The organism is Thermus arciformis, from assembly GCF_900102145.1.
Classification (GTDB): Bacteria; Deinococcota; Deinococci; order Deinococcales; family Thermaceae; genus Thermus; species Thermus arciformis.
The window spans coordinates 19,031-44,992 of sequence record NZ_FNBC01000011.1; the positions used below are offsets into that span (position 1 = coordinate 19,031).

At 69.7% G+C, this 25,962-nt stretch carries 24 protein-coding genes; 12 read left to right on the top strand and 12 right to left on the bottom strand.

The genetic code is table 11. The annotated features are described in order from the left end of the window. Positions 1–3: 3 nt before the first annotated feature. The 6 genes from mreB to BLP62_RS05415 are packed head-to-tail and all read right to left on the bottom strand — an operon-like array spanning position 4 to position 6,235. Positions 4–1,035, bottom strand: coding sequence for a rod shape-determining protein (gene mreB / locus BLP62_RS05390; protein WP_093006627.1), 1,032 nt, complete (start codon positions 1,033–1,035; stop codon positions 4–6). A gap of 11 nt (positions 1,036–1,046) precedes the next feature. Then, the gene (gene rny, locus BLP62_RS05395) at positions 1,047–2,738 is read right to left on the bottom strand and encodes a ribonuclease Y (RefSeq protein WP_093006629.1); all 1,692 of its coding nucleotides are present in this window, start codon (positions 2,736–2,738) and stop codon (positions 1,047–1,049) included. Continuing rightward, positions 2,739–3,761 (bottom strand): recombinase RecA, encoded by a 1,023-nt coding sequence (gene recA / locus BLP62_RS05400; protein WP_093006631.1) that lies wholly within the window; start codon positions 3,759–3,761, stop codon positions 2,739–2,741. Beyond that, the gene (gene thpR, locus BLP62_RS05405) at positions 3,712–4,305 is read right to left on the bottom strand and encodes an RNA 2',3'-cyclic phosphodiesterase (RefSeq protein WP_093006633.1); all 594 of its coding nucleotides are present in this window, start codon (positions 4,303–4,305) and stop codon (positions 3,712–3,714) included. Before thpR ends, recA begins: the two co-directional genes overlap by 50 nt. Continuing rightward, a complete protein-coding gene (locus BLP62_RS05410) occupies positions 4,302–5,486 on the bottom strand; it encodes a CinA family nicotinamide mononucleotide deamidase-related protein (protein WP_093006635.1) in 1,185 nt (394 codons plus the stop codon). The genes thpR and BLP62_RS05410 overlap by 4 nt, the downstream gene beginning before the upstream one ends. Then, on the bottom strand, positions 5,459–6,235 hold the full coding sequence (locus tag BLP62_RS05415) for a YgfZ family protein (RefSeq protein ID WP_176758146.1): 777 nt from the start codon (positions 6,233–6,235) through the stop codon (positions 5,459–5,461). Before BLP62_RS05415 ends, BLP62_RS05410 begins: the two co-directional genes overlap by 28 nt. Before the next feature lie 38 nt (positions 6,236–6,273). Between BLP62_RS05415 and BLP62_RS05420 the strand changes: the two genes are divergently transcribed. Then, positions 6,274–7,323: an MFS transporter gene (locus BLP62_RS05420; protein WP_093006639.1), complete on the top strand. Its 1,050-nt coding sequence runs from the start codon at positions 6,274–6,276 to the stop codon at positions 7,321–7,323. Next, positions 7,316–7,942 carry an HAD family hydrolase gene (locus tag BLP62_RS05425; RefSeq protein WP_093006642.1) on the top strand — a complete coding sequence of 209 codons (627 nt, stop codon included), beginning with the start codon at positions 7,316–7,318 and terminating at the stop codon, positions 7,940–7,942. Before BLP62_RS05420 ends, BLP62_RS05425 begins: the two co-directional genes overlap by 8 nt. On the opposite strand, the gene BLP62_RS05430 is transcribed toward BLP62_RS05425, so the two are convergent. After that, positions 7,928–9,013, bottom strand: coding sequence for an enolase C-terminal domain-like protein (locus BLP62_RS05430; RefSeq protein ID WP_176758147.1), 1,086 nt, complete (start codon positions 9,011–9,013; stop codon positions 7,928–7,930). The genes BLP62_RS05425 and BLP62_RS05430 overlap by 15 nt on opposite strands. Before the next feature lie 10 nt (positions 9,014–9,023). Continuing rightward, the gene (locus BLP62_RS05435; RefSeq protein WP_093006646.1) at positions 9,024–9,743 is read right to left on the bottom strand and encodes a DEAD/DEAH box helicase family protein; all 720 of its coding nucleotides are present in this window, start codon (positions 9,741–9,743) and stop codon (positions 9,024–9,026) included. A 32-nt stretch (positions 9,744–9,775) separates the two neighbouring features. Between BLP62_RS05435 and BLP62_RS05440 the strand changes: the two genes are divergently transcribed. Both BLP62_RS05440 and BLP62_RS05445 read left to right on the top strand, forming a co-directional pair. Beyond that, positions 9,776–10,267: a bioflim formation protein gene (locus BLP62_RS05440; protein WP_093006648.1), complete on the top strand. Its 492-nt coding sequence runs from the start codon at positions 9,776–9,778 to the stop codon at positions 10,265–10,267. A 3-nt stretch (positions 10,268–10,270) separates the two neighbouring features. Continuing rightward, the gene (locus tag BLP62_RS05445; RefSeq protein WP_093006650.1) at positions 10,271–11,110 is read left to right on the top strand and encodes a carbohydrate ABC transporter permease; all 840 of its coding nucleotides are present in this window, start codon (positions 10,271–10,273) and stop codon (positions 11,108–11,110) included. On the opposite strand, the gene mltG is transcribed toward BLP62_RS05445, so the two are convergent. Genes mltG through alaS form a run of 4 tightly spaced genes read right to left on the bottom strand, consistent with a single transcriptional unit; the run spans position 11,095 to position 15,821 of the window. After that, positions 11,095–12,105: an endolytic transglycosylase MltG gene (gene mltG / locus BLP62_RS05450; RefSeq protein ID WP_176758148.1), complete on the bottom strand. Its 1,011-nt coding sequence runs from the start codon at positions 12,103–12,105 to the stop codon at positions 11,095–11,097. The two genes, BLP62_RS05445 and mltG, sit on opposite strands and share 16 nt — an antisense overlap. Continuing rightward, a complete protein-coding gene (gene ruvX / locus BLP62_RS05455) occupies positions 12,089–12,496 on the bottom strand; it encodes a Holliday junction resolvase RuvX (protein WP_093006654.1) in 408 nt (135 codons plus the stop codon). The genes mltG and ruvX overlap by 17 nt, the downstream gene beginning before the upstream one ends. Continuing rightward, on the bottom strand, positions 12,477–13,163 hold the full coding sequence (locus BLP62_RS05460) for a hypothetical protein (RefSeq protein WP_093006656.1): 687 nt from the start codon (positions 13,161–13,163) through the stop codon (positions 12,477–12,479). Before BLP62_RS05460 ends, ruvX begins: the two co-directional genes overlap by 20 nt. A 9-nt stretch (positions 13,164–13,172) precedes the next feature. Next, positions 13,173–15,821, bottom strand: a complete 2,649-nt coding sequence (alaS, locus tag BLP62_RS05465; protein WP_093006658.1) for an alanine--tRNA ligase — start codon at positions 15,819–15,821, stop codon at positions 13,173–13,175. Positions 15,822–15,844: 23 nt separating this feature from the next. On the opposite strand from alaS, the gene BLP62_RS05470 reads away from it, so the two are divergent. From BLP62_RS05470 to sufB, 8 genes are all read left to right on the top strand, one after another. Continuing rightward, on the top strand, positions 15,845–16,129 hold the full coding sequence (locus BLP62_RS05470) for an NIPSNAP family protein (protein WP_093006660.1): 285 nt from the start codon (positions 15,845–15,847) through the stop codon (positions 16,127–16,129). A 45-nt stretch (positions 16,130–16,174) separates the two neighbouring features. Further along, entirely contained in the window at positions 16,175–17,317 is a 1,143-nt protein-coding gene (locus BLP62_RS05475) for an ABC transporter permease (protein ID WP_093006662.1), read from the top strand. Continuing rightward, positions 17,318–18,001, top strand: a complete 684-nt coding sequence (locus BLP62_RS05480) for an ABC transporter ATP-binding protein (protein WP_093006664.1) — start codon at positions 17,318–17,320, stop codon at positions 17,999–18,001. Between the two features lie 47 nt (positions 18,002–18,048). Then, positions 18,049–19,380, top strand: a complete 1,332-nt coding sequence (locus tag BLP62_RS05485; protein WP_093006666.1) for an FAD-dependent oxidoreductase — start codon at positions 18,049–18,051, stop codon at positions 19,378–19,380. A gap of 96 nt (positions 19,381–19,476) precedes the next feature. Next, positions 19,477–20,793, top strand: coding sequence for an isocitrate lyase (gene aceA / locus BLP62_RS05490; protein ID WP_093006668.1), 1,317 nt, complete (start codon positions 19,477–19,479; stop codon positions 20,791–20,793). Between the two features lie 107 nt (positions 20,794–20,900). Beyond that, on the top strand, positions 20,901–23,663 hold the full coding sequence (locus BLP62_RS05495) for a tetratricopeptide repeat protein (protein WP_093006670.1): 2,763 nt from the start codon (positions 20,901–20,903) through the stop codon (positions 23,661–23,663). 86 nt (positions 23,664–23,749) lie between these two features. Next, the gene (sufC, locus tag BLP62_RS05500; RefSeq protein ID WP_093006672.1) at positions 23,750–24,502 is read left to right on the top strand and encodes a Fe-S cluster assembly ATPase SufC; all 753 of its coding nucleotides are present in this window, start codon (positions 23,750–23,752) and stop codon (positions 24,500–24,502) included. Next, on the top strand, positions 24,499–25,905 hold the full coding sequence (gene sufB, locus BLP62_RS05505; RefSeq protein WP_093006674.1) for a Fe-S cluster assembly protein SufB: 1,407 nt from the start codon (positions 24,499–24,501) through the stop codon (positions 25,903–25,905). The genes sufC and sufB overlap by 4 nt, the downstream gene beginning before the upstream one ends. Positions 25,906–25,962: the final 57 nt, after the last annotated feature.

Sequence of the window (25,962 nt, forward strand, 5' to 3'; positions counted from 1 at the left end):
GCCTCACCTCTTCAGCACGTCGTCGGAGGAAAGGATGGTGTCCTCCAGCACGTGGAGCATCTCCAGGGCCTTCCCCGTGCCCAGGGCCACCGCCTCAATGGGGTTTTCCGCCACCACCACCGGCACCCCGGTGGCCTCCTGCAGGGCGAGGTCCAGGTTCTTAAGGAGCGCCCCGCCCCCGGTGAGGAGGATGCCCCGCTCGTAGATGTCCGAGGCGAGCTCGGGGGGGGTGGTCTCCAGCACCCCCTTCACCCCCTGGAAGATCTTGTCCAGGGGCTCCCTAAGGGCCTCGGCCACGTCCTCGGCGGGGATCTCCGCGGTGCGGGGAAGGCCCGAGACGAGGTCGCGGCCCCGCACCTCGGCCACCTCCTTCTCCTCCCCGGGGAGGACCTTAGCCCGGCCCAGCTGGATCTTGAGTTCCTCGGCGGTGCGTTCGCCGATGAGGAGGTTGTACTTCTGCCGGACGTAGCGGATGATGGCCTGGTCCATCTCGTTCCCGGCGATGCGGAGGCTTTCCGAGCGGACGATGCCCCCCAAGGAGATGACGGCGATGTCCGTGGAGCCGCCCCCGATGTCCACCACCATGCTCCCCGTGGGCTCGGCCACGTTGATGCCCGCCCCGATGGCCGCCGCCAGGGGCTCCTCAATGAGGTAGACCTTCTGGGCCAGGGCGGAGACCGCCTGCACCACCGCCCGGCGCTCCACGTCCGTGACCCCCGAGGGCACCCCCACCATGACCCGGGGCTTGAAGAAGCGGCTCATGGGGGAGAGGACCTTTTGCAGGAAGAGGAGGAGCATCCTCTCCGTGAGGGCGTAGTCGGCGATGACCCCATCCTTAAGGGGCCGCACGGCCACGATGTTCCCGGGGGTGCGCCCGAGCATCCGGTAGGCCTCGGCCCCCACCGCCTTCACCTCCCGCTTGCCCTGCACCACCGCGATCACGGAGGGCTCGCGGAGCACGATCCCCTTCCCCCGCACGTAGATGAGGACGCTGGCCGTCCCCAGGTCAATCCCGATGTCCTCGCCCTTAAGCATAGCGCCTCACGCTACCTAGCGTACTCCACCGCCCGGGTCTCCCGCACCACGGTCACCTGGACCTGGCCGGGGTAGTTCATCTCCCGCTCTATGCGGTTTGCGATCTCCCGGGCCAGGAGGGTGGCCTTGGCGTCGGTGACCTTGTCGGGCTTGACGATGACCCGCACCTCCCGGCCCGCCTGCACGGCGAAGGCCGTCTCCACCCCGGGGAAGGAGAGGGCGATGCGCTCCAGGGCCTCGAGGCGCTGGAGGTACTCCTCGAGGCTTTCCCGCCTCGCCCCGGGGCGGGCCGCCGAGAGGGCGTCCGCCGCGGCCACCAAAACGGCGTAGACCGTCTCGGCGTTTTCCGGGTCGTGGTGGTGGGCGATGGCGTCCACCACCTCCTTGGGCTCCCCGAAGCGCCTGGCCAGGGCGACGCCGATCTCCACGTGGCTTCCTTCCACCTCCCGGTCCACGCTCTTGCCGATGTCGTGGAGGAGCCCGGCCCGCCGGGCGAGGGCGGCGTCCAGGCCGAGCTCGGCGGCCATGATCCCCGTGAGGTGGGCCACCTGGACGGAGTGCTTCAGGACGTTCTGGCCGTAGCTGGAGCGGAAGTGGAGCCGGCCCAAAAGCTGGATGAGTCCGGGCTTCAGGCCCACCACCCCGGCCTCCAGGGCCGCCTCCTCCCCCCTTTCGTAGATGAAGGTCTTCATCTCCTGCTTGGCCTTCTCCACCACCTCCTCAATGCGGCTTGGGTGGATGCGCCCGTCCTTCAAGAGCTCCTCCAGGGCCATGCGGGCGATCTCCCGGCGCACTGGGTTGAAGGAGGAGAGGAGGACGGCCTCCGGGGTATCGTCAATGATGAGGTCCACCCCCGTGAGGGCCTCAAAGGTGCGGATGTTCCGCCCCTCCCGGCCGATGATCCGGCCCTTCATGGCGTCGGAGGGGATGGGCACCACGGAGACCGCAAGTTGCGCCGCGGTCTCCGAGGCCTGGCGCTGCATGGCCTGGGCCAGGATCTTCTGGGCCTCCCTTCTGGCCTCGAGGCGGGCCCGCTCCAGGGCGGCCCGCACCCTCTGGGCCTTCTCCTCCTCCAGCTCTTGGTCCAGCCTTTCCAGGATGAGCCGCCTGGCCTCCTCCGGGGAGAGGCCCGCCACCTGGTGGAGGCGGGCCTCCACCTCCCTTTCCCGCTCCTCGAGGCGGGCCTCCCGGGCCCTTAGGGCCTCCTCCCGCTGGGAGAGGGCCTCCTCCAGGGCGTCCAGCTTGAGGGCCCGGGCGTCCAGGGCCTCCCCCCGCTTGGAAAGCCGCTCCGCCTCCCGGCGAAGCTCCTCCCGCTCCTCCTTAAGGCGCTCCCTCTCGGCCTTAAGCTCCTCCTGGAGGGCCTTAAGCCGCTCCCTTTCCGCCTTGAGCTCCTCCCGGTCGGCCTTAAGGCGTTCCTCGGCCTCCAAAAGGCGCTTCTTGCCCTCGGCCTCCAGGGCGGAGGCCCGTTCCCGAAGCTCCTTCTCCAGCTCCTGGCGGAGGGCCTGGGCGCGGGCCTCGGCCTCCTCGCGAAGGGCCTTGGCCTCCTTGCGGGCGGCCTCCAGGATCTCCCGGGCCTCCTTCCGGGCGGCCTCGAGGAGCTCCTTGGCCTCCTGGGCCCCTTGGGCCTCCCCCTTGCGCCTAAAGAGGAGGGCCCCCCCAAGCCCCAGGACCAGGAGCAAAAGGACCAGGTCCAGCGGGCTCATCTACTCCCCCTCTTCCTCGCTTGCGGCCAGGACCACCTGGTCCGAGCGCTCCAAGACCTTGGCCCGGATCTCCTCCAGAAGCTCGGGGCGCTCCCGCAGGGCCTCGGCCGCCTTCTCCTTCCCCTGGCCCAGGCGGAGCTCCCCGTAGGAGAACCAGCTCCCCGCCTTCTCTATGACCCCGGCGGCCACGGCCACGTTCACCAGGTCCATGACGGGGTCCAGGCCCCGGCCGAAGTAGATCTCCAGCTCGGCCTCGCGGAAGGGCGGGGCCAGCTTGTTCTTCACCACCTTCACCTTGACCTTGATGCCCACGGCCTCGTTGCCCACCTTGATGGGCTGGCCGCTTTTGCGCACGTCCAGGCGCACGCTGGAGTAGAACTTCAGGGCGCGGCCCCCGGGGGTGGTCTCGGGGTTGCCGTACATCACCCCCACCTTCTCCCGCACCTGGTTGATGAAGATGGCGGCGGTGTTGCTCTTGGCGAGGACCGCGGTGAGCTTGCGGAGGGCCTGGCTCATGAGCCGGGCCTGGAGGCCCACGTGCTGGTCCCCCATCTCCCCCTCAATCTCCGCCTTGGGCACCAGGGCGGCCACGGAGTCCACCACGATCACGTCCACCGCCCCCGAGCGGGCGAGGAGCTCCACGATCTCCAGGGCCTGTTCCCCGGTGTCGGGCTGGGAGACCAGGAGGTCTTCCACCTTGACCCCAAGCTTCTGGGCGTAGACGGGGTCCAGGGCGTGCTCCGCGTCCACGAAGGCCGCCACCCCTCCCCCTTTCTGGGCCTGGGCGATGATGGTGAGGGCCAGGGTGGTCTTGCCCCCCGACTCGGGGCCGTAGATCTCAATGACCCGCCCCCGGGGGATGCCCCCGATCCCCAGGGCCAGGTCCAGGCCCAAGGAGCCCGTGGGGATCACGTCCACCTGCTGCCTGGGCATCTCCCCCAGGCGCATCACCGCCCCCTTGCCGAACTCCTTTTCAATGGTCTTTAGGGCGTTCTCCAGGGCTTTCTTCTTGTTCTCGTCCATGCTCACCTCGCAGGGGAAACTTTTCCAGAATGGTGTAAATGGGGCCCCGGGGCCTGAGCTCCGAGCGCACCAGGGCGAACTCCCGCACCGGCCAGGAGAGGCCGAAAACCACGGGGGGCACCCGGGGGGCCGGGGCCTTGCGCCGGGCCAGGGTGATGTGGGGTTTAAAGGCCTTGTCCCCCCCCGCCCGGAGGGCCTCCTCCCCAAAAAGCTCCCGCACCCCGGCCCTAAGGCCCTCCGCCAGAGGGCCAAAGCCCTCCCCCTCGGCCTTGGCGAACCAGACCCGGGGGGTGCCCTCGTTGGGGAAGTAGCCCGTGCCCCGGAGGAAGGCGGTGAAGGGGGAAACCTGGCGGCCTAAGCGGTGGCCCAGGGCGAAGAGGTCCTCGAGGTCCCCTTCCGGCCTTTCCCCCAGGAAGAGGAGGGTCAGGTGGAGCTGGTGGGGGGGCACCTCCTTCCAGCCCTTGTAGCGGGAAGCCTTCTCCTGGGCCTCGGCCAAGGCCCGCCGAACCTCTTCCGGTAGGAAGACCGCGTAGAAAAGCCTCATGTCACCAGAAGGGCCAAGGCGGCGTACACGCTCCGAAGCCTCACCGCCTCCCGGTCCCCGGGGAAGCGGTAGCGCCTGGCCTCCACCCCTTGGGGGCCCGCCAGGGCCACGTAGACCGTGCCCACGGGCTCGCCCTCCAGAGGGTCCGGGCCCGCCACCCCCGTGGTGGAGAGGGCGTAGGTGGACCCGAACAGGGAGCGGGCGGCCTCCGCCATGGCCTTGGCCGTCTCCGCGGAAACCGTCTTGGCGAGGAGTTCCTCCGGCACCCCGAAGCGGGCCTTGGCCCCTACGGAATAGGATACCACGCCCCCCAAATAGAAGCGGCTCGCCCCCGGCACGCGGGTGATCTCCGCCCCCAGAAGCCCCCCGGTGAGGCTCTCCATGGTGGCGAGGGTGGCCCCTTCCCGCTCCATGCGCCTTTTCACCGCCTCGGCGAGGGTCATCTCCCCCTCGCCCCAGATCTCCTTGAGAAGCCGCTTCTTGATGCGCTCCGAAAGCCCTTCCACCAAATCCTCCCGGCCCCGCACCACCACCTCCACCCCGTGGAGCTTGGGGTAGGTGCCCACCTCCACCTCCTCCTCCCGCAGAAAGAGGGGGCCAAGCCGCTCCACGATCTCCGACTCCCCTAGGCCCCAGGTCTTGAAAACCCGCGTGGCGTAGGGCCTCTGGGGGAGGGCAAGCTTGGGCAGGACCTCCTGCCACATGGGGCGCCACTCGGGCGGGGGCCCGGGGAGGAGGACCAGGTCCTTACCCCCTTTGCGCACCCACCACCCCGGGGCGGTGCCCCGGGGGTTTTTGAGCCAGGTGGCGGAGGGGATCTTCATGGCCTGCTTGCGGTTGGCCTCGGGCATGGCGCGCCCCCGGGCGCGGAAGAAGGCCTCAATCTCCCCAAGCACGGCCTCGTCCAGCTCCAAGGGCTCCCCCAAGGCCAGGGCCACCGCCTCCCGGGTGACGTCGTCCGGGGTGGGGCCAAGGCCACCCGAGAGGACCACGAGCCTGGCCCGCGCGAGGGCCTCCTCCACCTCCCGGGCCAGGGGCGCCACCTCGTCCGCCACCCTCAGGGTCCGCTCCACCTTGAGGGCGTAGGGCTTGAGGCTTCTTGCGATCTCCGCCGTGTTGGTGTCCAGGGTCTCCCCGTAGAGGAGCTCGGTGCCTACCCCGAGGATCTCTGCTCGCTCCATGCCGCCTCCTTAAAGGGAAGGGCCTCCACGCGGTACCTCCCCCCGCCCCCCTCCACCACCGCCCCCACGGGCACCTCCTTCCGCACCACGGCGAGGCCCAGGAGGCCGAAGGGGGTCTTTAGAAGGCGCTTCGCCTCCCCCACGCGCTTTCCCTCCAGGAAGAGCTCCGCCGGGGCCTCGCCCCCCTCTAGGGCCCTCAGGCCCACGAGGCGGTGGGGCACCTCCTTCCCCTCGGTCCTCGCCATGATCTCCTGGCCCACGTAGCACCCCTTGCCGTAGTCCACCAGGTGGAGAAGGCCCACGCTCTGGGGGAGTTCCCCTTGGATGTCCGAGAGGAGGGGGAGGCCCTTGAGCAGCGTGTAGAGGGGATAGAGCGCCGGGGGAAGCGCCCCCTCGGCCCTCTCCCCCACCTCCTCGCGGCCGTCCGCGTAGAGGAGGCGGAAGAGGGGAAGCGCCACAAGCTCCACCTGGTCAAAGACGATGTAGCGGCGGAGGCGTTTTTCCAGGCCCTCGAGGCTCCCCCAAGGGGCGAGGAGGAAGCCCTCGGGGTGGGAAAAGAGGGTCGCCGCCTCCTCAATCTGGCCCTTGTGGTTGAGGAAGAGCACCCCAGCAGGCCCCGAAACCCGTCGCAGGTCCCGGGTGCCCTGCCCCTGGAGGAAGGAAAAGGCGTCGGGGCCCCGAAGGAGGAGCGCCCCGGGGAAGGCGAAGAACCCCTCCCCCGAGAGGGCCTTAAGAAGAAGGGGGTCCATGCCTCCCATTATTGACCAAAGGGTCAGGGCGGGGGAGAATGGCGGACGTGCGCTTTTTCTCTGGCGCCTTCCTCTCCCTCTTCCTGGTGGGCGTGGTCGTGGCCCTGCCCGGGGCGGCCCTCCCCCACTGGCGGGAGCGGTACGGGGTGGAAGGGGAGGTCTCGGGGTTCTTCGCCGCCCTGCTCCTCGGCCTCCTCCTGGGCGTGCGCCTGGCCCAGGGCCCAAGGCGCCACCCCCTCTTCCCGGGGGCCCTCCTCCTCCTGGGCCTCGCCTTTTTGGGGATGGCCCTGGCCCCGAGCTTCCCCTGGGTGGTGGCCCTGGCCTTCCTCCTGGGCCTGGGGGAGGGGGTGATGAACGTCCACGGAAACAGCCTCGTGGGGGAGCTCTACCCGGAAAGGCGGGTGGAGCTTTTGAACCGCGTCAACGTGGCCTTCGGGCTCGGGGCGGTCTTCACCCCCCTGGCCCTCACCCTGGGGCCTTACGCCTCCGTCCTCCTCCTGGTGGCCCTTCTTTCCCTCCTGGGGGCCCTTCTCGTCTGGCGGGCCCCCGAGGTGGCCCACACCCCCCGAAAGAAGGGGGAGCGCCTTTGGCCCTTCCTCCTGGCCGCGGCCCTCTACACGGGCCTCGAGGGGTCCTTGGCCACCTGGAACCGGGTCTGGCTGGAGCGCCTGGGCCACCCCGTGGGCGTGGGCGGGGTGCTCCTCTCCCTCTACTGGCTCCTTTTGGCCCTGGGAAGGCTCCTTTTGGCGGAGCGGGTGGCGAAGCGCCCCCTGGGAGCCCTCCGGGGCCTCCTCCTTGGGGTCTTCGCCCTCCTCGGCCTCAACCTCCTGCCCCCCACCGCCCTCCTCTTCCCCCTGGCGGGCTTCCTCCTCGGGCCCTTCTTCTCCACCCTCTTCGCCCTGGTCCAGGCCCGCTTCGGCCACCGGGCCCTGGGGGGGCTCCTCTACGCCGGGGCGGCGGGAAGCACCCTTATCCCCGCCCTCTTCGCCCTCCTGCCCCCGGAGGGGATCCCCTTTGGGCTTCTCCTCCTCGTCCTCGGCCTCTTCGCCCTGGTGCGGGGGCTGGAAAGGGGGGAAGGGCGTGCTTAAGGCCCTCCTCTTTGACCTGGACGGCACCCTGGCGGACACGGACCCCCTGCACCTCCTGGCCTGGCGGGAGGCCCTGGCGCCCTACGGCCTGGAGGTGGACCCCGCCTTCTACCGGGCGAGGATCTCGGGGAGGCTGAACCCCGAGATCGTGCGGGACCTCCTGGGCCTGGAAGGGGTGGAGGCGGCAAGGCTCATCGCCGCCAAGGAGGCCCGCTTCCGGGAGCTCGCCAGGGGGCTTAAGCCCACCCCTGGCCTCCCGGAGCTCTTGGCGAAGGCCAAGGAAAAGGGGCTTCTCTGGGGCGTGGTGACGAACGCCCCCAAGGAGAACGCCCTTCACGTGCTGAAGGCCCTGGGCCTGAGGCCTCCCCTCCTGGTCCTGGCGGAGGAGGTGGGCCGTGGCAAGCCCGACCCCCTTCCCTACCGGGTGGCCCTAAGGCGCCTCGGGGTGGCCCCCGAGGAGGCCCTGGCCTTTGAGGACTCCCCTTCCGGGGTGAAAAGCGCCGTGGGGGCGGGGATCCCCACCTACGGCCTCCTCACGGGGCACGAGGCGGAGGCCCTTCGGGAGGCGGGGGCGAGGGGGGTTTTCCGGGACTTCCGGGAGGCGTTAGGCCTCCTTTAGGGCGTAGCGGGCGAAGGCCTCCTCGTCAAAGCGGCCCTCCACCAGGTCCTCCCAGTAAAGCCACCCCTCGCGGAAGGGGGGAAAGGGGAAGAAGCCGCCCTCGGCCTTGAGGTGGAAGGCGAGCTCGCAAGGCTCCGTCACCCCCTGCTGGAAGGCGAGGAGGGCGGACTGGTAGGCCCCGAAGGCGCTTTGCGCCTGGCTCCCCACCATGGCCTTTTTGCCCTTCTCCCGGGCGAGGGCGAGCATCTCCAGGGTCCAGGTGACCCCGGTGCGGGCGGGCTTAAGGTTGAGGACGTCAAAGGTGTTGAGCGCAAGCTCCCGCCTGAGGTCCTTCGGGGTCATGGCCGCGTCGTCGGCGATGAGGGGGAGGATCCCCTTCTCCCTCAAGGCCCGCCTCGCCTCCACCTCCTCCACGGGCAAGGGCTCCTCCACGTAGCGGAGGCCGAGCGCCTTCCAGGCCAGAAGGTAGCGCTCGGCCTCCTTGGGGGGAAGGGACTCGTTAGCGTCGGCGTAGAGCTCGGCCTCGGGGAAGGCCTCCTTCAGGCGGAGGATGCGGCGGGTGTCCGCCTCCAGGTCCTGCCCCACCTTCACCTTGAAGACCCGGACCCCCGCCCCAAAGGCCATGCGGGCGTCCTCCAGGACCTCGTCCTCCTCCCCGAGGCCCAGGATGTAGGCCACCCGCACCCGGTGCTTGGCGGGCTTGAGGACCTGGTGAAGCTCCTCCCCCTCGCTCCGCGCCCAGGCCTCCCAGAGGGCGGTGTCCAGGGCGCCCTTGAGGCCGAAGTTAAAGGGGAAGCCCTCGAGGACCGCCCGGATCCCCTCCTGGTCGTCGGCCTCGAGGCCCAAAAGCCTGGGCCTCAGGTAGTCCAACCCCGCCCTCACGCTCCCCAGGGTCTCCCCGTAGATGGTGGGGCGGATGGCCACCTCGGCCCGGCCTAGGGAGCCGTCGGAGAGCTCCACCTCCAAAAGGGCGTGCTCCAAGGCGGCAAGCTCCGAAGCCTTCCCCCAGCGCAAGGGGGCCTTCAGGGGGATGCGGAAGGGGATGAGGCGCAGGTCCCGTACCGTCGGCATAGCCCCCATTCTATGGGCCGAGGCCGTGCCCCCGGAGAAAGGCCCGCAACGCCAGGACCTCTTCCTCAGGAGAAAGGGCCTCCGTGTCCAGGACCAGGGCCCGGGGGTGGCCCTGAAGGAGGCGCAAGGGGCCTTGGGGGTCGTAGTTCCGCTTCTCCTCGGCCACGATCTTGAGCTTGGCGAGGACCTCCTCCAGGGGGGCCAGGGCCAAGGCCTCCTCCAGCTCCTCCGGGGAGAGAACGCCTTCCGCCAGGGCCTTTAGCTCCGCCATCTCCTCGGGGCGGAGCTCCACGCGGTCAAAGGCGTCCCGCCGGGAAAGGAGCCTTTTGAGCCGGGTGGCCTCCCGGGCGTGGAGGAGGACGAAAAGCGCCTTGGGGAGGTTATCCAGGGCGTAGGCCACCTCCCCTTCCCCCCTCAGGCCGTCAAAGAGGAGGAGGGGCCTTGGGGGCACGTACCCCCGGGCCAGGACCTCCGCCACCCCCCCGGGGAACTCCTCCCGGAAGCGCCGCGTGAGGCGGAAGCGCTCCTCCCGGGGGATGGGGGGCGTGGCCCCGTAGCGGGGGAGGACGTAGCGGTCCACGAGCTCCCGGCGGTCGGGGAGCCGGGGAAGGCCCAGGGCCTCCACCAGGGTGCTCTTCCCCACCCCGGTGAGGCCCACGAGGACGAGCAAAGGCGCCTCCCTCGCGGGGACGAGGGAGGGGGCGGGCTCCAGGGAGAAGGCCACCTCCATGCCCCCATGCTACCTGGTAGGATGGAGGGGCCATGAAGCGGCTTTTCGCCCTCCTCGGCCTCGCCCTGGGCCTTGCCCTGGCCCAGGCCCCCGCCTATCCGGAGAACACCCTGGGCCTGGGCTACGCCCCGGACAAGGGCATCTACCTCCAGGGAAGCGCCCTCCTGCCCTTCAGCCCCTTGGGAATAGACACCGGCCTGGACCTCCAGGTCCTCCTGGCGCAAAGCCTCGAGGCCTACGCCCTCCTCAAGGCCAACCTCTTCCCCGGCCTCGTTCTGGCGGACCTCTACACCTCCTTGGGCCTGGGCCTGGACCTCCGCTACCCCTTCGGGGTCCACCTGGGCCCCCTGGCGAGCGTGGAGCTTCCCGGGGGGGCCTTCTCCCTGGGCCTCGGCCTAGGCTACCAGGGAGGCTTCCACCTGGCCTGGGGGGCGGGGTTCAGGCTCTACCTGGAGCCTTTGGCCCTCGAGGTCTCCGCCTCGGACCGCCACCCCTTCCTCCTCTCCCTCCTCTACCTCTGGTAGCCCGTGAGGAAGAAGCTTCCCCTCCTCCTCTTCTCCCTCCCCGCCCTCCTCCCCCTCTTCCTCTTCGTCCTCTACCCCTTTTTGGACGTGCTCCGCTTCTCCACCTGGGACTGGTCGGGGCTTTCCGAGCCCAGGCCCGTGGGGCTCAAGAACTACCGGGACCTCCTACAAGACCCCGCCTTCTGGGGAAGCCTCGGGGTCACCCTCAAGTTCATGCTCCTGGCCCTGCCCCTCTTCGTGGGCCTCTCCCTGGCCCTGGCCGTGGCCCTGGACGGCCTGCCCTACGAGCGCTTCGCCAAAAGCCTCCTCTTCCTGCCGGGCCTCGTCACCCTGGGCGGGGCCACGCTTTCCTGGTACACCCTCTTCACCCCGGAGTACGGGGCCTTGGCCCAGTTCCTCCCCATCCCCCCCTGGGACCGGGAGGGGTTTTGGGCGCTTCTCATGGTCGTGGCCTTCACCCTGTGGCGCCACCTGGGCTACGGGGTCCTGGTGGCCTCGGCCAGGCTCAAGGCCATCCCCAAGACCCTCCTGGAGGCCGCCTACGTGGACGGGGCCGGGCCTTTTGAAGCCTTCCGCCACGTGGTCCTCCCCCTGATGCGGCCCGCGGTGGCCTTTTTGGTGGTGGTGGGCACCATCCTCGCCCTCCAGTCCTACGCCGCCGTCTTCCTCCTCACCCGGGGCGGGCCCTACGGGGCCACCCGGGTCCTCGGCTACTACCTCTACGAGGCGGGGTTTGAGAACTTCCGCCTGGGGTACGCTGCGGCGGTCACCGTGGTCCTCCTCCTCCTCACCCTCCTCTTCGCCTACGCCCAGCTCCGGCTCCTCCGTCACGGGGAGGAGTAGCGCTGGCGGAGCTCGCGGAGGTGGGCCTCAAAGTCGGTGTTCAGGTAAAGCCTCCCCCGGGCGTGGAAGAAGTAGAGGTAGGGGCGGCCCCTTTCGTCCCGGCGCACGGGGTTCAAGACGGCGAGGAGGGCGGCCCGCCCGGGGTTGGCGATGGGCCCCGGGGGAAGCCCGGGGTAGCGGTAGGTGTTGTAGGGGGAGTCCACCTGGAAGTCCCCGGCGGGGCGGGAAAGCTCGGGGAGCCTCTTCCCCAGGGCGTAGGCCACGGTGGGGTCGGCCTGGAGGGGCATGCCCCGCTCCAAGCGGTTCAGGAAGACCCCGGCGATAAAGGGCATCTCCTCGGCGCTTCCCGCCTCCTTCTCCACGATGGAGGCCAGGGTGACCCAGGCGTGGACGGAAAGCCCCCGCTCCAATAGAAGCCTCTGCACCGGGGGGGTGAGCTCCGCCTCAAAGCGGCGGAGCATGGCCCGCACCACCTCCTCGGGGGTGGCGAGGAGGTCAAAGGTGTAGGTGGCGGGGAAGAGGTAGCCCTCCAGGGTCTTCCCCTCCACGTAGGGGGGCTTGAGGGCCCCCGGGCCTTCCACGAGCCTGAGGAACCCCTCCCCGTCCAGCCCCGCCCCGGAAAGCCTCCGGGCGTAGTCCACCGCCCTCTCCCCCTCGGGGAAGGTGAGGGTGACGCTTAGGGGCTTCTCCCCCCCGGTGAGGGCCCGGGCCAGGCGGAAGGCCCCCTCGCCCCTCAGGCGGTAGACCCCGGGGACGATGCGCTTGGCCCGCCCGGAAAAGCGGAGGTACACCGAAAAGAGGTGGCCCGAGCGCAAAAGGCCCGCCTCCTCGAGGACCCGCGCGGCCTCGGCCCCCGTGGCCCCCCGGGGAATGCGCACCAGGGCCTCCTTGCCCGTGGGGCCGAGGAGCCAGAGGGCGTAGAGGAGGAGGAGGGCGAAGGTGAGGAAGAGGGCCACCACCCCCCGCCAAAGCCACCTTCTAGACCCTTCGGGCAAGGTAGTCCTCCAGAAGCACCTGTGCGGCCAGCTCGTCCAGCTTCCCCTTGTCCCGGCGAAGCCGCTTGGGGGCGTGCTTGAGGCGCTCCTGGGCGAGCTTGGTGGTGAAGCGCTCGTCCCATAGCTCCACCTCCACCCCCTTGGCCCTCAGGGCCTCCACCAAGGGAAGGACCCTCTGGGCCTGGGCGCTCTCCTTGAGGTCGGTGCGCAAGGGGAGGCCCACCACGAGTTTCCCCAAACCCTCCCGCCGCACGAAGTCCAGGAGGGCCTCGAGGTCCTCCTCCAGGGTCTTGCGCACCAAATACCCCCGGCCCGAGGCCAGGGGCACCCCCTCCTCCCCCACGGCGAGGCCGATCCGGGCCTCCCCCACGTCAAGCGCGCCCACCCGCATACTGAACGCTCCGGTCCGCCAAGACCACCCCCAGGTAGAGGAGGGCCACGCCCAAGGCCCTCCCCGCCTCCTCGAGGCCCACCACCCCGAAGCGGTTTAGGGTGCTGGTGGAAGCGAGGACCAGGGCGGCCAGGAAGATGAGGGCTGTGCCCTGGGCCCGCAAGGGGTTTTTGCGCCAAAAGAGGAGGGTGGTGTAGAGGGCCACCCCGGCCATGAGGGCCGTGCCCAGGAGGTTAAAGGGGATGGTCCAAAGCCTGGGCGAGGTGAGGCCGGGCGGGGGGAAGGCCACCCCCAGGGGGGCGTAGGGCTCGGGGAGGCGGGCGAGGTCCAAGGGGGCCGAGGCCACCAGGTAAAGGCCCCAGAGGAAGAGGGGGCTTAGGGCGAGGAAAAGGCCCCGGGCCGCCCTGGGGTTGAGGAGGGCGAGGCTTCCTAAGCCCAAAAAGGTCACCCCGTGCATGGCCCCGGTGAAGTACCAGAGGCGGTAGAGGAAGGGGCTCCAGGCCCCCTGGAGCCGGGCGAGGAGCTCGGCGGAAACCCCGAGGGCGAAGAAGAGGAGGCCCAGGGAGTAAAAGGCGTTGTGCAGGCTAGGGCGCCTGCGGTACCGGGTGAAGGTGAGGGCGAAGAGGGCCCAGGAGAGGGCCACCGCCAAAAGGCTTAGGAGGACCATGCCCCCATTCTAGGGGAGAAGACCGGGGAGGGCCTCCCGGGCCTTCTTGGGGTCCAGGCCGCCTCCCTGGGCCAAAGCCCCCTTGCCCCCGCCCCGGCCCCCCGCCCTCTCCGTGAGGGCCCGGAAGAGGGCCCCCGCCTCGAGGCCCCGTTCCAGGGCCCGGGAGGAGAGCTTCAGCACCGCCTGCCCCTCGCTTAGGACCAAGGCCACGTCCGCCCCCCGGGCCACCAGGTCGTCCGCCGCCTGGCGGAGGGCCTTGGCGTCCAGGCCGGGAAGCTCGGCCACCGTCCAGGTGAGGCCCCCCTTCTCCTCCAGGGAAAGCCCCCCGCCGCCCCCCAAGGCCGCCTGGACCAGGCGGGCCTTGAGGCGCTCCACCTCCCGCTCCTTCTCCTTGAGCTCGGCGAGGAGCTTCTCCAGCCTCTCCTCCAGGGCGGCCTCCCCCACCTCGAGGCGCTCGGCGAGGGCCTTCAGGCGGTTCAGGCTCCCCCGGGCGAAGCGGATGGCCTCCTCCCCCGTCACCGCCTCTATGCGGCGCACCCCGGCGGAGACCGCCTCCTCGCTCCGGATGAGGAAGGCCCCGATCTCCCCGGTGCGGCGCACGTGGCAGCCGCCGCAGAGCTCCTTGGACTCGAGGCCCTCTAGGGGGCTTCCCTCCACCCGCACCACCCGCACCACCTCCCCGTACTTCTCCCCGAAGAGGGCCATGGCCCCCTCCTTCCGCGCCTCCTCCAGGGGCATGTAGCGCCAGCTCACGGGGAAGTCGGCCACGATCCAGCGGTTCACCAGAAGCTCCACCCGCTCAAGCTCCTCGGGCTTCAGGGGCTCGGGGTGGGTGAAGTCAAAGCGGAGCCTATCCGGGGCCACGAGGCTTCCCGCCTGGCGCACGTGGGGGCCGAGGACGGCCCTCAGCGCCGCGTGGAGGAGGTGGGTGGCGGTGTGGTTCCTCTCGGTGTCCCGCCTCCTCGGGTCCACCACCGCCCGCACCCTCGTCCCTACCCTCAATACCCCCTCTTCCACCCGGGCCTTGTGGAGGAAGATTCCCCCCTCCGTCTTCTTCGTGGTCTCCACCCGGGCCCGGCCCCCCGGCCACTCCAAAAGGCCGAAGTCCCCGATCTGCCCGCCCCCCTCGGCGTAGAAGGGGGTCTTGTCCAGCACCACCTGGACCTCGGTGCCGGGCCCCGCCTCCAAAAGGCTTTGGTCCCCGGCGAGGAGGGCCAGGACCTCGGCCTCGGCCTCGAGGGCGGCGTAGCCCAAAAACTCCGTGGCCCCCCGCTCGGCGTAGAGCTCCTCGAGGACCTGGGCCCCCTTCTTGAAGATGTCCCGCTCAAAAGCCATGGCCGCCCGAGAGCGCTCCTGCTGCTCCTCTAAGGCCTTTCGGAAACCCTCCGTGTCCACGCCGAACCCCCGCTCGGCGGCGATCTCCACCGTGAGGTCTAAGGGGAAGCCGTAGGTGTCGTATAGCCGGAAGGCCTCCCCCCCCGGGAGGACCTCCCCGGGTTTGAGGCCGGAAAGAAGGGCGTCCAGCCGCTTCAGCCCGCCCTCAAGGGTTTCCAAGAAGCGCTCCTCCTCCAGCTTGATCTGCCGCTCCACCGCCTCCAGGTTCTCCCGCATCTCCGGGTAGAAGTCCCCCAGGACCTCGGCCACCACCGGGGCCAGGCGGTGGAGGAAGGGCTCCTGTAGCCCCAGGAGGTAGCCGTGCCTCAGGGCCCGGCGGAGGAGGCGGCGGATCACGTAGCCCCGCCCGGTGTTGGAGAAGGTCACCCCGTCAGAGAGGGCCGCCACCACCGCCCGGATGTGGTCGGCGATCACCCGGTGACTCACCGAGGCCTTGCCTTCGTAGGGCTTGCCGCTATAGAGGGCCACCCGCTCGATGATGGGGTAAAAGGTGTCCGTGCGGTAGAAGTCCTCCACATCCTGCAGGATGGCCGCCACCCGGTAAAGGCCCATGCCGGTGTCGATGTTCTTCTGGGGAAGGGGCTTGAGGATGCCGGGCCCCGGGATGGGCCCCTGGCGGTCGTACTGGGTGAAGACCAGGTTCCAGATCTCCACAAAGCGGTCCCCGCTTCCGGTGTTGGGCCCGGTCTCGTCCGGGGTGCCGAAGGCGGGCCCGCGGTCGTAGAAGATCTCGGAGCAAGGCCCCGAGGGCCCGTTGGGCCCGTGGGTGATGGCCCCGCCCGGCCAGTAGTTCTCGTCTTCGCCGAAGCGGCCGATTTTTTCCTCGGGGACCCCCACGAGGTCGCGCCAGATCCCGTAGGCCTCGTCGTCGTCCTCGTAGACCGTGACCCAAAGACGCCCGGGGTCCAGCTTGAGGTGCTCCGTGAGGAACTCCCAGGCCCAGAGGATGGCCTCCTTCTTGAAGTAGTCCCCGAAGGAGAAGTTGCCGAGCATCTCAAAGTAGGTGTTGTGCCGGCTGGTGCGGCCCACGTTCTCTATGTCCCCCACCCTCAGGCACTCCTGGCAGGTGGTGACCCGGCGCCACTCCCTGCCCCCGAAGATGGGCTTCGCCCCGAGGAAATAGGGCTTTAGGGGGGCCATCCCCGCGGAGGTGAAGAGGAGGGAGGGGTCGTTCTCGGGGATGAGGCTGAAGGAGGGGAGGCGCAGATGCCCCTTGCCCTCAAAGAAAGAGAGGAACTTCTCGCGGATCTCCGCCGTGCGCATGGCTTTGATTATAGGGGCTTACAATGGGCCCCATGAAGGTCCAGATGCGCCGCTACACCCTGAAGGAAGGGGCCAAGGAGGCCTTCCAAAGGGTCTTCCTGGAGACCATCGTCCCCCTGAGGCAGGCCCTGGGCTTTAGGGTCCTCGGGGCCTACTGGCTTTCGGAGCGGGAGTTCCTCTGGTTCGTGGCCCACGAGGCCTTTGAGGAGGCGGAGAAGGCCTACTACGCCCACCCCGAAAGGCAGAAGGTGGACCCCAGGGCCTACCTGGAGGCCATAGAGACCCGTTTCGTGGAGCGCCTTCTGTAGGCCGGGCCACGCCTAAAGCCCCGCTTTGGGGTAGGCTCGGTGGGGATGGAGCTTTTCCTCCTCGTCCTCCGCAACCTCCTGGCGAGGCCCGTCCGGAGCCTCCTCACCCTGCTTGGGGTCCTGGTGGCCACGGCGAGCATGGTCCTCTTCCTCTCCTTCGGGGAGGGCCTGAGGCGGGCCCTCTTCCAGGAGCTCTCCCGGGTGGGCCCCGCCATCCAGGTGGTGCCGGAAGGGGCGGAGGGCTTCGTCTTCGGCGGCCTCCCTGAGATTTCCCCCGAGACCCTGAAGGCCCTGGAGGAGGCGGGAAGGGCCCTGGGGGTGCGGGCGGTGGTCCCCACCCTCTTCCTCACCCGGGGAGGCTTTGACCCCAGCACCAGCTTCCTCTTCCAGGGCCTGCCCGAGGGAACCCCCCCGGACCTTCTCTACCCGGGGCTAAAGGCCAGGGAAGGCCGCCTCATCCCCTCGGAAGGGGGCGCCGTGGTGGGGGCCAAGGTGGCCAAGCGGAGCGGCCTCGCCCTGGGAAGCCTCCTGAGGCTTTCCCCGAGGCTCGCGCTTGAGGTGGAGGGGGTCTTGGAGGAGACGGGTGGTCTTGCCGACAACCTGATCTTCGTCCCCTTGAGGGTGCTCCAGGAGGCCTTGGGCACGGAGAACGTGACCGCGGTGCTCGTGGCCCTAAGCCCCGGCCAGAAGGCGGAAGCCGTGGCCCGGGCCCTGGAGGAGGCGGTGCCCGGGGTCAAGGCCCAGACCACGAGCGAGGTGATGCGCTTCGCCGAGCGCGCCCTAAGGATCAGCGACCTGGTGCGCTTCGGCATCAGCCTGGTGGCCCTGGTGGTGGGGGGGCTTCTCGTGGCCAACACCGTGATGATGTCCGTGTACGAGCGGGTGCGGGAGTTCGGGGTGATGCGGGCCCTGGGGGCGAGGCGGGGGTTCATCTTCCGCCTGGTGCTCCTGGAGGCCCTTCTCCTGGCCCTCCTGGGCGGGGCCTTGGGCCTGGGCCTGGGAGGGGCGGCGTCCTACGCCATCAACCTCTACACCCTGGACCAGGTGGGCCTGGCCCTCTCCGCGGTGACCCCGAGGCTTGGGCTTTTCGCCCTGGGGGTGGCCCTCGGTCTAGGGCTTCTCGCCGGGCTTCTTCCCGCCTACCACGCAAGCCGCATCCCCGTGGTGGAGGCCTTGGGGAGGGTGTAGATGACCCTAAGGGCGGAAAACCTCACCAAGCGCTACCGGCAAGGGGAGAAGGAGGTGGTGGCCCTTTCGGGCTTCACCTACGCCTTCCCCCCGGGGGCCACGGCGGTGGTGGGGCCTTCGGGAAGCGGGAAGACCACCCTCCTAAACCTCCTCGCGGGCTTTGACCTGCCCACGGAGGGCGGGGTCTACCTGGGGGACACCCCCCTTCACGCCCTCTCGGAGGACGAGCGGGCGGGGGTGCGGCTTAGGCACATGGGCTTCGTCTTCCAGCAGTGGAACCTCATCCCCACCCTCACCGCCTTGGAGAACGTGGCTTTTCCCCTTCTCCTCGCGGGCTGGCCGAGGAGGGCGAGGCTAAAGCGGGCGGCGGAGCTTTTGGAGAAGGTGGGCCTAGAAGCCCGCCTCCACCACCTGCCAAGCCGCCTCTCCGGCGGGGAGCAGCAGCGGGTGGCCCTGGCCCGGGCTTTGGCCCTGGACCCCCCCATCCTCTTCGCCGACGAGCCCACGGGGAACCTGGACCTCGAGGCGCGGGAGCAGGTGGCGAACCTCCTCTTCGCCCTGGGCGAGGCGCGTACCCTGGTCCTCGTCACCCACGACCTGGAACTCGCCCAAAGGGCGGGGCGCATCCTCCACTTAAAAGGCGGGCGGCTCGTGCGGGAGGAGGCGCCTCAGGCCAAGGGCTAAGGCCCCTGGGACATTCCGCCCACCCCTTCCGTGGCAGAATACCCCCCATGGGCGAGCGCCTGGTGGTCGTGGGCGGGGTGGCGGGCGGGGCCTCCGCCGCCGCCAAGGCCAAGAGGGAAAACCCCGAGCTGGAGGTGGTGGTCTACGAGAAGTCGGGGTGGGTCTCCTACGGGGCCTGCGGCCTGCCCTACGTGCTCTCCGGGGAGATCCCCCGCCTGGAAAGGCTGGTGGCCCGCACCCCCGAGGAGTTCCGCAAGCAAGGCGTCCTGGTCCACACCCGCCACGAGGTGGTGGACGTGGACTACGGGCTCCGCACCCTCACGGTGCACGACCACGCCGAGGGAAGGACCTTCCAGGACCGCTTTGACCACCTGGTCCTGGCCACGGGGGCAAGGCCCCTCCTCCCCCCCATCCCCGGCACGGAGCAGGCGGGGGTGTACACCTTGAGGAGCATGGAGGACGGGGAGAGGCTCCTAAAGGCCCTTCCTCAAGCCCGGCGGGCCGCCATCCTGGGGGCGGGGTACATCGGCCTCGAGGCCGCCGAGGCCTTCCGCAAGCGGGGCCTGGAGGTGACCCTCCTGGAGGCCAAGGACCGCCCCCTCCCCCACTGGGACCCCGAGGTGGGGGCCCTCCTCAAGGAGGAGCTGGAACGGCACGGGGTGGAGGTCTGGACCGGGGTGAAGGTGGAGGCCCTCCGGGGAACGGGCCAGGTGGAGGCGGTGGAGACCTCGGAAGGGGTGGTGCCCGCGGACCTGGTGCTGGTGGCCACGGGGGTCCGGCCCAACACCGCCCTCGCCCAGGCCATGGGGGTGGCCCTGGGGCCCACGGGGGCCATCGCCACCGACGAAAAGATGCGCACCAACCTGGAAGGGGTCTACGCCGCCGGGGACGTGGCGGAAAGCTTCCACCGGCTCCTCAAGCGCCCCTACTGGCTCCCCTTGGGGGACGTGGCCAACAAGCACGGCCGCACCGCGGGAAGCGTCATCGCCGGCAAGGAGGCCCGCTTTCTGGGCGTGGTGGGCACGGCCATCTTCAAGGCCTTTGACCTAGCCGTGGCCACCACGGGGCTTTCCCTGGAGGGGGCCCTCAAGGAGGGGTTCCGGGCCAAGAAGGTCTTCATCCAAAGCCGGGACGGGGCCCACTACTACCCGGGAAGCGGGCCCCTCTGGGTGGAGCTCGTCTACGAGGAGGGGACGGAGAGGCTTCTGGGCGGCGCAGTGGTGGCCCGGGGGCACGCCGCCCTCCGCATAGACGTCCTCGCCGCCCTCCTCCACCGGGAAGGAAGGGTGGAGGACCTTTTGGCCCTGGACCTGGCCTACGCCCCGCCCTTTAGCCCCGTCTGGGACCCCCTCCTCATCGCCGCCCAGCAGGTGCGCTAGGTGGTGTAGCTACACGGCCCCAGGGTGTCAAGCCCCGGGGCTTACACCCTACACCAATCCCTCCCCCGCCTCCAGACTGGAACCTGGAGGTGGGCTATGGAACCCCTCAGCATGCTCAGCCCGGAGATGCGGCAGGAGGCCGAGGCGCTCCGCAAGGAGTGGGAGACCGACCCCCGCTGGAAAGGGGTCAAGCGGGACTACCGGCCCGAAGACGTGGTGCGGCTTCGCCCCAGCGTGATGGTGGAGCACACCCTGGCCAAGCGAGGGGCGGAAAAGCTCTGGCGGCTCCTCCACGAGCGCCCCTACGTCCACACCTTCGGGGCCTACACCGGGGCCATGGCGGTGCAGATGGTGCGGGCCGGGCTGGAGGCCATCTACCTCTCCGGCTGGCAGGTGGCCGCCGACGCCAACCTGGCCTGGCAGACCTACCCCGACCAGTCCCTCTACCCCTACAACTCCGTGCCCCAGATCGTGAAGCGCATCAACAACGCCCTCATGCGGGCCGACCAGATTGAGCGCTCCGAGGGCAAGGTGACCCGGGACTGGTACGTGCCCATCGTGGCCGACGCCGAGGCGGGCTTCGGCGGGGCCCTCAACGTCTTTGAGCTCACCAAGGCCATGATTGAGGCGGGAGCCGCGGGCATCCACTACGAGGACCAGCTGGCCAGCGAGAAGAAGTGCGGCCACCTGGGGGGCAAGGTCCTGGTGCCCACAAGCCAGCACATCCGCACCCTCCAGGCGGCCAGGCTCGCCGCGGACGTGATGGGCGTGCCCACGGTGATCATCGCCCGCACCGACGCCGAGGCCGCCACCCTCATCACCAGCGACATTGACGAGCGCGACCGGCCCTTCATCCTGCCGGGCGAGCGCACCCCCGAGGGCTTCTACCGCTTCAAGAACGGGATTGAGGCGGGCATCGCCCGGGCCCTGGCCTACGCCCCCTACGCCGACGTGATCTGGATGGAGACCTCCAAGCCCGACCTCGAGGAGGCCCGGAAGTTCGCCGAGGCGGTGAAGCGGGAGTTCCCCGACAAGCTCCTCGCCTACAACCTCTCCCCCTCCTTCAACTGGAAGAAGTTCCTGGACGACGAGACCATCGCCAAGTTCAACCGGGAGCTCGGGGAGATGGGGTACAAGTTCCAGTTCATCACCCTGGCGGGCTGGCACACCCTGAACTACTACACCTGGGAGCTGGCCAAGGGCTACAAGGCCCGGGGCATGCCCGCCTTCGTGGAGCTCCAGCAGAAGGAGTTCCTGGCCCAGGCCCAGGGCTTCACCGCGGTGAAGCACCAGCGGGAGGTGGGGGCGGGCTACTTTGACGAGGTGGTCCTGGCCCTGACCCAAGGGGAGGCCTCCACCCTGGCCCTCAAGGGCTCCACGGAGGAGGCCCAGTTCAACGAGCCCGTGCACTAAGGGCCCTTCCCCATAGGCCGCTCCCCGGTCCCGGGGAGCGGTTTTCCTACCCCAGGCCCTAGTCCTTGTTGCATGAAGGCACACCGCCTAGATAGAGTGTAGGCATCATGCGCGAAGCTTCTACACCCTGGCTTCGCTACCTGGAGGTCCTCCGCCCCCACCTCCGGGGCCAGGACCACCGGGGGAAGAGGGGGTCCTTGCGCTGGCTCGAGGCCCTCATGGCCGAGCGGGGAGGCCGGGCAGGGACGGTGCGCAACATCCTCTACAAGGACCTGGGAAGCCCGGAGGAAAAGGAAAGGCTTTACGGGCTCATCGCCGACCTCTACCGGGAGGCGGGCCTCAAGCCCCCGCCCCCCCCGGCGGAGCTCTTCCTGGAAAGCGCCCGCAAGGTGCTGGGCCGGGACAAGCGCCGCATCTTCCGCCGCTTCCTCCGGGAGCTGGAGGTGGGGGGAAGGCCCCAGATGGTGGTGGTGGGGGGGCCGGCCACGGGCAAGGGGGTGCTCCTCTCCGCCCTGGCCCGGGCCCTTTCCGCCCTGCCCCACCAGGAGCCCCACGTCCTCAACCTGGGGGGGGAGGTGGCCCAGGCCCTCATCCCCCTGGCGGAAGGCCTCGGGGTGGGGGAGGAGGTGCGGGCCCTCCTCGCCCAGCTCTCCCCCACCCAGCCCTACGCCCTCCAGGGGGCCTTGCAGCAGGAGGTCCTCGCCCTCCTGGCCGAGGCCCTGAACCGGGAGGGCCGCCCCCTCCTCCTCCGGGCCGAGGCGGAGGGCACCCTGGAGGGCCTTCCCCTCCGGGGCCCCGACGGGGGCCAGAGGGGGCTTGCCGCTTGGCTCGAGCCCTTCCTCCGCAAGCTCAAAGGGCCCTACCTGGCCGCCCTCTCCGAGGCCCCGCCCACCCTGCCCTACCAGCCCCTCTCCCCCCCAAGCCGCGAGGAGGCCCGGCGCTTCGTGCGGGAGAAGCTTCCCCACCTGCCCCCGGAGCGCCTCGAGGCCTTGGTGAACCAGGCGGGGCGGAACTTTGGGGAGCTTTCCCGCCTGGTGCTCCTGGAGGCCGCCAAGCACGACCCCCAGACCCCCCTGCAGGACGACCCCACCCTGAGGCCCCTCCTCCAGGCCCTGGCCGCCTTCAGCCCCGAGGCCGACCCCGCCTTCCCCCTGGTCCTCCTGGAAAAGGCCCTGGGCAAACCCCTGGAGAAGCTCTCCCAGGCGGAGCGGGCCCTCCTGGACTGGGTGGGGGAGGGCCTGGTGCGCCCGGCCCTGAGGAGCCTCCTCCCGGAGGAGGCCCCGAAGGCCCTCCACCTCCTGGCCCTGGAGCACTTCCCCCGGGAGAACACCTTCCGCAAGCTCTACCACGCCCGGAAGGCGGGGGAGCGGGGGGTTCTCCTGGAGCTTCTGCAGGAGGACCCCGCCCGCCTGGCCCTCCTCCCCGGCCTCTGGGAGGAGGCCCAGGCCTGGCCCCGGGAGGACCTGGAGGCCCTGGCGGGGGTGGTGGTGCGCTACCGGGCGGTCCTCGGCCAGTACGCCCACCCCGAGGCCGAGGCCGCCCTCCGGGTGCTCTCGGAGTCGCAAAACCCCTCCTTGCGCACCTGGGCCCGGATCAAGGCCGCGGAGGCCAAGGCGGACGCCGCCCTCTACAAGGAAGCGGAGGGCCTCCTTCCCCCCAAGGAGGACCTGGCCCTCCTGGACGAGACCGCCCAGGCGGAAGGCCTCTTGGTGATGGCCGCCGTGGAGCGGTGGAAGGGGGACTACGAGCGGGCCGCCCGCTTCGTGGCCGAGGCGGAAGGGCTCCCCGTGGCCCCCTTCCTCAAGGACCGGGTGCAGCTCTGGCGGGGCCTGGTGGCCAAGGACCTGGGGCGGTACGAGGAGGCCCTCGCCGCCCTCGGCCAGGTGGGGCACGACCCTCTCCTCCTGGGCCGGGCCCGCTACCAGATGGGGGACCTCCTGATGCGCTTGGGCCGCCTCGAGGCCAAGGTGCGCATGGAGGAGGGCCTGAAGGCCCTGGAAGAGGCAGGGGCCCCCAAGGACGAGGTGGCCCGGGTGCGGGCCCGCTACGCCACCCTCCTAAGGCGCCTCGGCCTCTACGAGGAGGCGGAGGAGGCCATCCAAAAGGCCCTCGCCGAGGCCGAGGACCCCTTCACCCGGGCCCGGGTGCAAAGCGAGGCGGGCATCCTCGAGGCCGCCCGGGGCCGGCCCTTTGAGGCTCTGGCCCACCTGGTGCCCGCGGAGGCCTACTTCCGCACCACCCCCGAGCGCCCCAAGGAGGCCCGTTACCGGCACCTCCGCACCCTCTTCCGCCTGGGGGCGGCCTACCTCCTCCTGGAGGCGGGCCAACCTTACCGGGCCCCCTTCTTGGGCGGGTTAAACGCCCCCACGGCCCAAAACCTCCTCCAAAGCCTCCTGGCGGAGATCCCGGAGGAACCCACCGACCGCTACACCGCCCTCAGGCTGGACACGGCAAGCCTCCTCGCCCTCCTCCTTCCCCCGGAAGAAGGGAAGGCCCTCTTAAAGCCCCTTCTGGAGCTGGAAAACCCCTACCTCCGGGCCCAGGCCCGCCTGGGCTACGCCGAGTGCCTGGCCCGGGAGGGAAGCCTTGGCGAGGCCCTGGCCCAGATCGTGGCCCTCCCCCCTCTGGAGGACCCCGGGCTTCTGGCCCAGGCCCGGGCGGTGGAGGTCCTGGCCCTTTTGGGCCTGGGGGAGCGGGAGGCGGCCTGGCAGAAGCTCCTGGAGGTGCGGCAAAGCCCCCTCCCCCAGGCCTTCCGCTTCCAGCTTGGCCGCGCCCTGGGGCGGTTCTGCCCGGAACTGGGAAAGCGGCTTCCCCCCACGCCCTTGGCCCTTCCCGAGGCCCTGGGCTTCCACCTGGCCAATCCTGACTAAACCACTATACTTTTGGAGGGAAGGGCGGTATACTCCTACTTGCGAACGGGTCGCAGTAGGAGGCCGGCCCGACCTCAGGAGGGAAGATGAACCAGCTAGAAATCCGCGACCTCTGGGCTTCCATTGACGGGGAGATGATCCTCAAGGGCGTGAACCTGGTGGTTCCCAAGGGGGAGGTCCACGCCCTCATGGGCCCCAACGGGGCCGGGAAGAGCACCCTGGGCAAGATCCTGGCCGGGGACCCCGAGTACACCGTGGAGAAGGGGGAGATCCTCCTGGACGGGGAGAACATCCTGGAGCTCTCCCCGGACGAAAGGGCGCGGAAGGGGCTTTTCCTCGCCTTCCAGTACCCCGTGGAGGTGCCCGGGGTGACCATCGCCAACTTCCTCCGCCTCGCCCTCCAGGCCAGGCTCGGCCGGGAGGTGGGGGTGGCGGAGTTCTGGGCCAAGGTGAAGAAGGCCCTGGAGCTTCTGGACTGGGACGAAAGCTACCTCTCCCGTTACCTCAACGAGGGCTTCTCCGGCGGAGAGAAGAAGCGGAACGAGATCCTGCAGCTATTGGTCCTCGAGCCCACCTACGCCGTCCTGGACGAGACCGACTCGGGCCTGGACATTGACGCCCTCAAGGTGGTGGCCCGGGGCGTGAACGCCATGCGGGGGCCGAACTTCGGCGCGTTGGTCATCACCCACTACCAGCGCCTCCTGAACTACATCGTCCCCGACCGGGTGCACGTGATGATGGACGGCCGGGTGGTGGCCGAGGGCGGCCCCGAGCTCGCCCTGGAGCTCGAGGCCAAGGGGTACGAGTGGCTTAAGGAAAAGGTGAAGGAGGGCGCATGAGCGAGGCCGATCTGAGGACGCTGGGGGAGGAGTACAAATACCACTTCGTGGACGAGGTCAAGCCGGTCTTCGTGGCCGAGCGGGGCCTAAGCCGCAGGGTCATTGAGGCCATCAGCTACCACAAGGGGGAGCCCGAGTGGATGCTGAAGTTCCGCCTGCGGGCCTTTGAGATCTTCCAGAAGAAGCCCATGCCCACCTGGGGCCCCGACCTCTCGGGCCTGGACCTGGACGACCTCGTCTACTACGTGAAGCCCGCCGAGGTGCGGGACGCCAAGAGCTGGGAGGAGGTCCCCGAGGAGATCCGCCGGACCTACGAGCGCCTGGGCATCCCCGAGGCGGAGCGCAAGGTCTTGGCCGGGGTGGGGGCCCAGTACGACTCGGAGATGGTCTACCACCGGGTCAGGGAGGAGCTTGAGCGCCAGGGGGTCATCTTCGTGGCCATTGAGGAGGGGATGAAGAAGTACGAGGACCTCTTCAAGGAGTACTTCGCCAAGGTGGTGCCCCCTGAGGACAACAAGTTCGCCGCCCTGAACTCCGCCGCCTGGTCCGGGGGGTCCTTCGTCTACGTGCCCCCCGGGGTCAAGGTGGAGCTCCCCCTGCAGGCCTACTTCCGGGTGAACACCCCCGAGTTCGGCCAGTTTGAGCGCACCCTGATCATCGTGGACGAGGGGGCCGAGGTCCACTACATTGAGGGCTGCACCGCCCCCATGTACTCCACGGAAAGCCTCCACACGGGGGTGATTGAGATCGTGGTGAAGCGGGGGGCGCGGAGCCGCTACACCACCATCCAGAACTGGTCCACCAACATGTACAACCTGGTAACCCAGCGGGCCCTGGTCTACGGGGAGGCCTACCACGAGTGGGTGGACGGCAACCTGGGCTCCAAGGTCACCATGAAGTACCCCTCCAGCTACCTCCTGGAGCCGGGGGCGAGGAGCGAGATCCTCTCCATCGCCTTCGCCAAGACGGGCCAGCACCAGGACACCGGCGGCAAGCTCATCCTGGCCGCCCCCCACACCTCGGGGACCATCGTCTCCAAGAGCATCTCCAAGGGGGAGGGGCGGGCGAGCTACCGCGGCCTGGTGAAGGTGACCGAAGGGGCCCGGCACGGCAAGGTCAACGTGGAGTGCGACGCCCTCCTCATTGACCCCGAAAGCCGCACCGACACCTACCCCTACATTGAGATTGAGGAGGAAACCGCCCACGTGGGCCACGAGGCCACGGTCTCCAAGATCAACGACGAGCAGATCTTCTACCTCCAGTCCCGTGGCCTGAAGGAGGACGAGGCCGCGGCCCTCATCGTGCGCGGCTTCATTGAGCCCATCGCCAAGGAGCTCCCCCTGGAGTACGCCGTGGAGCTCAACCGGCTCATTGAGCTGGAGATGGAGGGCTCCGTAGGCTAAGGGGCCCGGTCCGGGGGGCGAGGCTTGCGGGCCTCCCCCCTTCCCGCGCAAGGAGGC

Coding starts and splice junctions, on each gene's coding strand:
- mreB (WP_093006627.1), bottom strand. CDS start 1,035: ATGCTTAAGGGCGAGGACATCGGGATTGACCTGGGGACGGCCAGCGTC.
- rny (WP_093006629.1), bottom strand. CDS start 2,738: ATGAGCCCGCTGGACCTGGTCCTTTTGCTCCTGGTCCTGGGGCTTGGG.
- recA (WP_093006631.1), bottom strand. CDS start 3,761: ATGGACGAGAACAAGAAGAAAGCCCTGGAGAACGCCCTAAAGACCATT.
- thpR (WP_093006633.1), bottom strand. CDS start 4,305: ATGAGGCTTTTCTACGCGGTCTTCCTACCGGAAGAGGTTCGGCGGGCC.
- BLP62_RS05410 (WP_093006635.1), bottom strand. CDS start 5,486: ATGGAGCGAGCAGAGATCCTCGGGGTAGGCACCGAGCTCCTCTACGGG.
- BLP62_RS05415 (WP_176758146.1), bottom strand. CDS start 6,235: ATGGACCCCCTTCTTCTTAAGGCCCTCTCGGGGGAGGGGTTCTTCGCC.
- BLP62_RS05420 (WP_093006639.1), top strand. CDS start 6,274: ATGGCGGACGTGCGCTTTTTCTCTGGCGCCTTCCTCTCCCTCTTCCTG.
- BLP62_RS05430 (WP_176758147.1), bottom strand. CDS start 9,013: ATGCCGACGGTACGGGACCTGCGCCTCATCCCCTTCCGCATCCCCCTG.
- BLP62_RS05435 (WP_093006646.1), bottom strand. CDS start 9,743: ATGGAGGTGGCCTTCTCCCTGGAGCCCGCCCCCTCCCTCGTCCCCGCG.
- BLP62_RS05440 (WP_093006648.1), top strand. CDS start 9,776: ATGAAGCGGCTTTTCGCCCTCCTCGGCCTCGCCCTGGGCCTTGCCCTG.
- ruvX (WP_093006654.1), bottom strand. CDS start 12,496: ATGCGGGTGGGCGCGCTTGACGTGGGGGAGGCCCGGATCGGCCTCGCC.
- BLP62_RS05460 (WP_093006656.1), bottom strand. CDS start 13,163: ATGGTCCTCCTAAGCCTTTTGGCGGTGGCCCTCTCCTGGGCCCTCTTC.
- alaS (WP_093006658.1), bottom strand. CDS start 15,821: ATGCGCACGGCGGAGATCCGCGAGAAGTTCCTCTCTTTCTTTGAGGGC.
- BLP62_RS05470 (WP_093006660.1), top strand. CDS start 15,845: ATGGGCCCCATGAAGGTCCAGATGCGCCGCTACACCCTGAAGGAAGGG.
- BLP62_RS05475 (WP_093006662.1), top strand. CDS start 16,175: ATGGAGCTTTTCCTCCTCGTCCTCCGCAACCTCCTGGCGAGGCCCGTC.
- BLP62_RS05480 (WP_093006664.1), top strand. CDS start 17,318: ATGACCCTAAGGGCGGAAAACCTCACCAAGCGCTACCGGCAAGGGGAG.
- BLP62_RS05485 (WP_093006666.1), top strand. CDS start 18,049: ATGGGCGAGCGCCTGGTGGTCGTGGGCGGGGTGGCGGGCGGGGCCTCC.
- aceA (WP_093006668.1), top strand. CDS start 19,477: ATGGAACCCCTCAGCATGCTCAGCCCGGAGATGCGGCAGGAGGCCGAG.
- BLP62_RS05495 (WP_093006670.1), top strand. CDS start 20,901: ATGCGCGAAGCTTCTACACCCTGGCTTCGCTACCTGGAGGTCCTCCGC.
- sufC (WP_093006672.1), top strand. CDS start 23,750: ATGAACCAGCTAGAAATCCGCGACCTCTGGGCTTCCATTGACGGGGAG.
- sufB (WP_093006674.1), top strand. CDS start 24,499: ATGAGCGAGGCCGATCTGAGGACGCTGGGGGAGGAGTACAAATACCAC.